The sequence below is a fragment of the Oricola sp. genome (assembly GCF_022763245.1).
GTDB lineage: Bacteria > Pseudomonadota > Alphaproteobacteria > Rhizobiales > Rhizobiaceae > Oricola.
Genome location: NZ_JALEGV010000024.1, coordinates 1 through 3,802, shown reverse-complemented (window position 1 = coordinate 3,802; position 3,802 = coordinate 1). Strand labels below are relative to the sequence as shown.

4 protein-coding genes are annotated in these 3,802 nt (G+C 64.7%); all 4 read left to right on the top strand.

Annotated features, from left to right (window positions below):
* Positions 1-1,404: plasmid partitioning protein (locus tag MRY80_RS11365; RefSeq protein WP_293291088.1), on the top strand; the 1,404-nt coding region annotated here is incomplete at its 5' end.
* A gap of 86 nt (positions 1,405-1,490) precedes the next feature.
* Positions 1,491-1,964, top strand: a complete 474-nt coding sequence (locus MRY80_RS11360) for a hypothetical protein (RefSeq protein ID WP_293291086.1) — start codon at positions 1,491-1,493, stop codon at positions 1,962-1,964.
* Positions 1,961-3,040, top strand: coding sequence for a hypothetical protein (locus MRY80_RS11355; protein ID WP_346433397.1), 1,080 nt, complete (start codon positions 1,961-1,963; stop codon positions 3,038-3,040). Before MRY80_RS11360 ends, MRY80_RS11355 begins: the two co-directional genes overlap by 4 nt.
* A complete protein-coding gene (locus MRY80_RS11350; RefSeq protein WP_293291085.1) occupies positions 3,037-3,288 on the top strand; it encodes a hypothetical protein in 252 nt (83 codons plus the stop codon). The genes MRY80_RS11355 and MRY80_RS11350 overlap by 4 nt, the downstream gene beginning before the upstream one ends.
* Positions 3,289-3,802: the final 514 nt, after the last annotated feature.

Sequence of the window (3,802 nt, the reverse complement as noted above, 5' to 3'; positions counted from 1 at the left end):
GGCGGCGCCATGCGCTCCATGGTCGAGAACATCGCCCGCGAACCGCTCAACCCCGTCGATCAGTGGCGCGCCATCGAACGCCTGGTCGCGCTCGGCTGGACCGAGGAGGGCATCGCCGCGGCGCTGTCGCTTTCGGTGCGCCAAATCAAGAAGCTGCGGCTGCTCGCCAATGTGCTTCCCGCAATGCTCGACCAGATGGCCAAGGGCGACATGCCGGACGAGCGGCAACTCCGAACCATCGCCGCCGCCTCGATTGCCGAACAGAAGGAGGTCTGGAAGGCCCACAAGCCGAAGAAGAACGAGACCACCTCGTGGTGGTCGGTCGCCAATGGCCTCACGAAGACCCGCATGTATGCGCGCGACGCCAGTTTCGACGACGAGCTGGCGCAGGCCTATGGCATCGCCTGGGTCGAGGACCTCTTCGCACCGGCGGACGAGGACAGCCGCTACACGACTGACGTCGAGGCTTTCCTCGGCGCCCAGCAGGAGTGGATGACCAACAACCTGCCGAAGAACGGCATGATCACCGAGTCCAACAATTGGGGGCAACCGGAATTGCCGAAAAAGGCCGAGCGCGTCTACGGCAAGCCCAAGAAGTCCGACCATACGGCGATGTATCTCGACCGTGAGGGCAAGGTGCAATCGGTCGTCTACCGGATGCCCGAGCCGAAGGCGGCGAAAGGCAAGCCCGGGGAGGGGGGCGCAGTCGCGCCCACGCAGCGCCCCGATGTCACCCAGAAGGGTCAGGACATGATCGGCGATTTCCGCACCGACGCGCTTCACGAAGCACTACAGCGTGCGCCGATCGAGGACGACACGCTGATGGCGCTGCTCGTCATCGCCTTTGCGGGGCAGAACGTCCGCGTCGATACCGGATCGGGCAATACCGGTTCGTTCCGCAGCCAGATCGCACCCCATGCGGCGACGCTTGTCGACGAAGCCGGCAATCTCGCCTTCGACACGGAGACGCTTCGTGTCGCGGTCCGCTCGGTGCTGATCGAGGTGCTGTCGTGCCGCCGCAACATGTCGAACAGCGGCATCGTCTCCCGGATCGCCGGCGCGGTCGTTGGGGCCGACAGCTTCCTGCCCAATATGGGGACGGAAGATTTCCTTCTGTGCCTCTCCCGGCAGGCGCTCGAAGCGGCATGTGCGGAGACCTCGGTTTTGCCGCGCAACAAGGTTCGCGACACCCGTGCCGCGCTCGTCGAGCATTTCAGGCAAGAACGCTTCGTCCACGGGTCGGCGCTGTTCGCGCCTGACGCGAACGAACTCGCCGACTGGAAGGCCCGCAACGAGCTCTCCGAGGCCGAAGACGCCTCGGACGCCGACTCCGTCGACGAGCCGGTTGAGGGAGAGATCGACCCGGATGTCGTCTCCGAAGGTTTCCGCGAAGCCGCCGAATAGCCGGCTCCTCCCTTCCGAATGCACATCACGCCGCCGGCGTGGTCCGGCGGCGCTTTCGTTTCCACGCAACAGAACAGGAGTACATCATGTCCGCGCAACTGATCTCCGACACCGCGCCGCTCGGTGCGATCATCCGCTATTCCGACGGCACGCCGCGCCCACCCGAACGGCACCGCCGCAAGCTTCAGGCCTGGGAGCGACACAACAATACGGGCCGTCTGGTCAAGAAAATGCCTGGCCGCCGCACCGGCGAAATCACCTTTCCCGGCAGCTTCACCCTTCACGAGGGCGATTACGGCACCAAGGCCGTGATCGTTTTGAAGGTGTTCAAGTCGTTTTCTGTCGACAGCGATCTCACCTTCACAGTGATCGAACGGCCGGCCGTTGGTTCGGTGCTGGTCCTCAGCCGGTCCGGCGATGCCGGCGAGCTGGTACATGTCGCCGACAGCAGGCCCGCAGCCGAAGAATGGCTGTCCCGCCACGGCTATCCCGATGCGGTGCTGCATGAAGTGACCGCCGACGAGGTGGCCGCCGATCATGTCGAGGGGAGGGCGGCATGATGCATTCCTCCAAGTCAGCCCCATCCAGTTCCAAGACCCCGGACCTCTCTGGTGTCGAGTTCGGGACCAGTGCCGAGGGCTTTCCCGTGGCGCGCCTCGATGATACCGCCTACGCGATGTTGCCGGGCCGGGATGGAACCCACCACCTTGCCGCGGCATGGTTCGTGCGCCGGCCTTTGCGCGAACTCGTGCGAGGGGATTTCAACGGGTTTCACGGCGCGCTTGTCGACGAAGCGGCCTTCCGGGCCAGAATGGCAGAGAAGGCCGAGCACATCCGCGAGAAAAATGCTCTCAGCCGGCGTGAAATCCATTCCCGCGCACACACGCCCTGGGGCCCTTCGCAAGGCGCCACGGTCTTCGCCGAAGGTATCGCCTGCCATTCCACGGCCGGTCACGGCGGATTCCATCTTGCAGCCGACCGCAATTCAAAGGTCAATTCCCGCCTTCGCAATGCTAATGGCTGGTACGAAGAAGATGCCGAATGGGCGATCGTCGCGCTCGCTTTTCCGCATCTCTTCACGAGCTTCGAACGGCGTTGCGCCGAGCAGACCGTGAAGGACAGCTGGCCGGACGCCTGGGAAGCAATCTTCGGGACCGTGCTCGAACCTGGCCAGTCCCGCGAAAAGGATCGCCGGGCCTTCCACGCACATCACGCTGGCGACTGGAACATCATTTCTGCCATCCGGTCGGATCACCGTGATGGCTTTGTCGAAGTCGTCGCAACACGGGGCGGCAAGCGCGATCCTGCGGTGAAGGAACGCCGGTTTCTGGTTCCCTCCGCGGACTACACGGCCGGCCCGTTTGGTTTCGTCATCGATCCAGACCGGCATGATCCCTATGACGGGGCCCTCCAGCTTCATCGGATGAGGGCGGTGATGGCCGTCCCCTGGAAACTCATCGCCATGGCCTTCGGCTGGCGCGCCAGCTTTCGCATGGAAGGCTCGCATCCGAGACTCATCATCCATCACAAGCGGCACAGCACCCGGTTTGCAGTGGCCGACGCCTGGAAGCGTGCGGTTCTGACTTCGATCCGTGCTCCCCGCTTCACCAATCCATCGAGGAGATGCAAACCATGACCACATGGCTCGTGGCCGTCCATATTCTCGTGACGGCAGACACCCCCAAACCCCGCGCCGACATCGCCAAGGTTCTCGAAGCGCATCTTGATGGATCGGCGCCATCTCCGAACCAGCCCAAGGCCGCCATTGTCGACTGGGCCGTCGCGGGCGAAGACCTTGCGGCGTCCATGGCGCCAGCCGCCGTCTCGCGAGACTATGCCCCCGGATGCATGCCATTTCCGCAATGGCCGGTTGGCAAGGGTTAGCGCGACAATCTCCCAAAACGCATGCGCAGCGGCCCGCACGGGATGATCGGGAATGCGGTCCAGAAGGTCATCGTCCATTCCTTCACATTGGGGCCGGTATGAGTGGCGCTCCTGCCGGCCTCCCTTCGGGACAGGCTGCGGTCGTAAACCGCCGGCCGGCGGCTTCAAGGCCGCTGACGCGCCGCGGTGCGGCCGCACGAACCATCCTCGCCAACCAGCCCCGCGGGATGCGCAAGGGCTGAAAGCCCTGCTGACCCGCAGATCTGGCTCGCTCGGCTCGGTCCGCGCGGACCCTGAAGCCGCCGTCTTTCCGCCGGTTTGGTCTGCCCGCGCCCGAAGGGAGGGCCGGCAGGGGCCGGCTCGAGCCTTCGGGCAAACCGTGAAGGAAAGGACCTCACATGACCAGCAACGCTCGTTCCTCCCGTCAATCCGGCAAGATCGTCCAGCTCCGCAAGGGCGCTTCCCTCGAAATGGTCCGGCTCGCCTGCCCCGACAGCGCCCAGGCCTCCCTCAT

Bases quoted from the DNA above. Each gene is read 5' to 3' on its own strand.
- MRY80_RS11360 (WP_293291086.1), top strand. From the start codon at position 1,491: ATGTCCGCGCAACTGATCTCCGACACCGCGCCGCTCGGTGCGATCATC.
- MRY80_RS11350 (WP_293291085.1), top strand. From the start codon at position 3,037: ATGACCACATGGCTCGTGGCCGTCCATATTCTCGTGACGGCAGACACC.
- MRY80_RS11355 (WP_346433397.1), top strand. From the start codon at position 1,961: ATGATGCATTCCTCCAAGTCAGCCCCATCCAGTTCCAAGACCCCGGAC.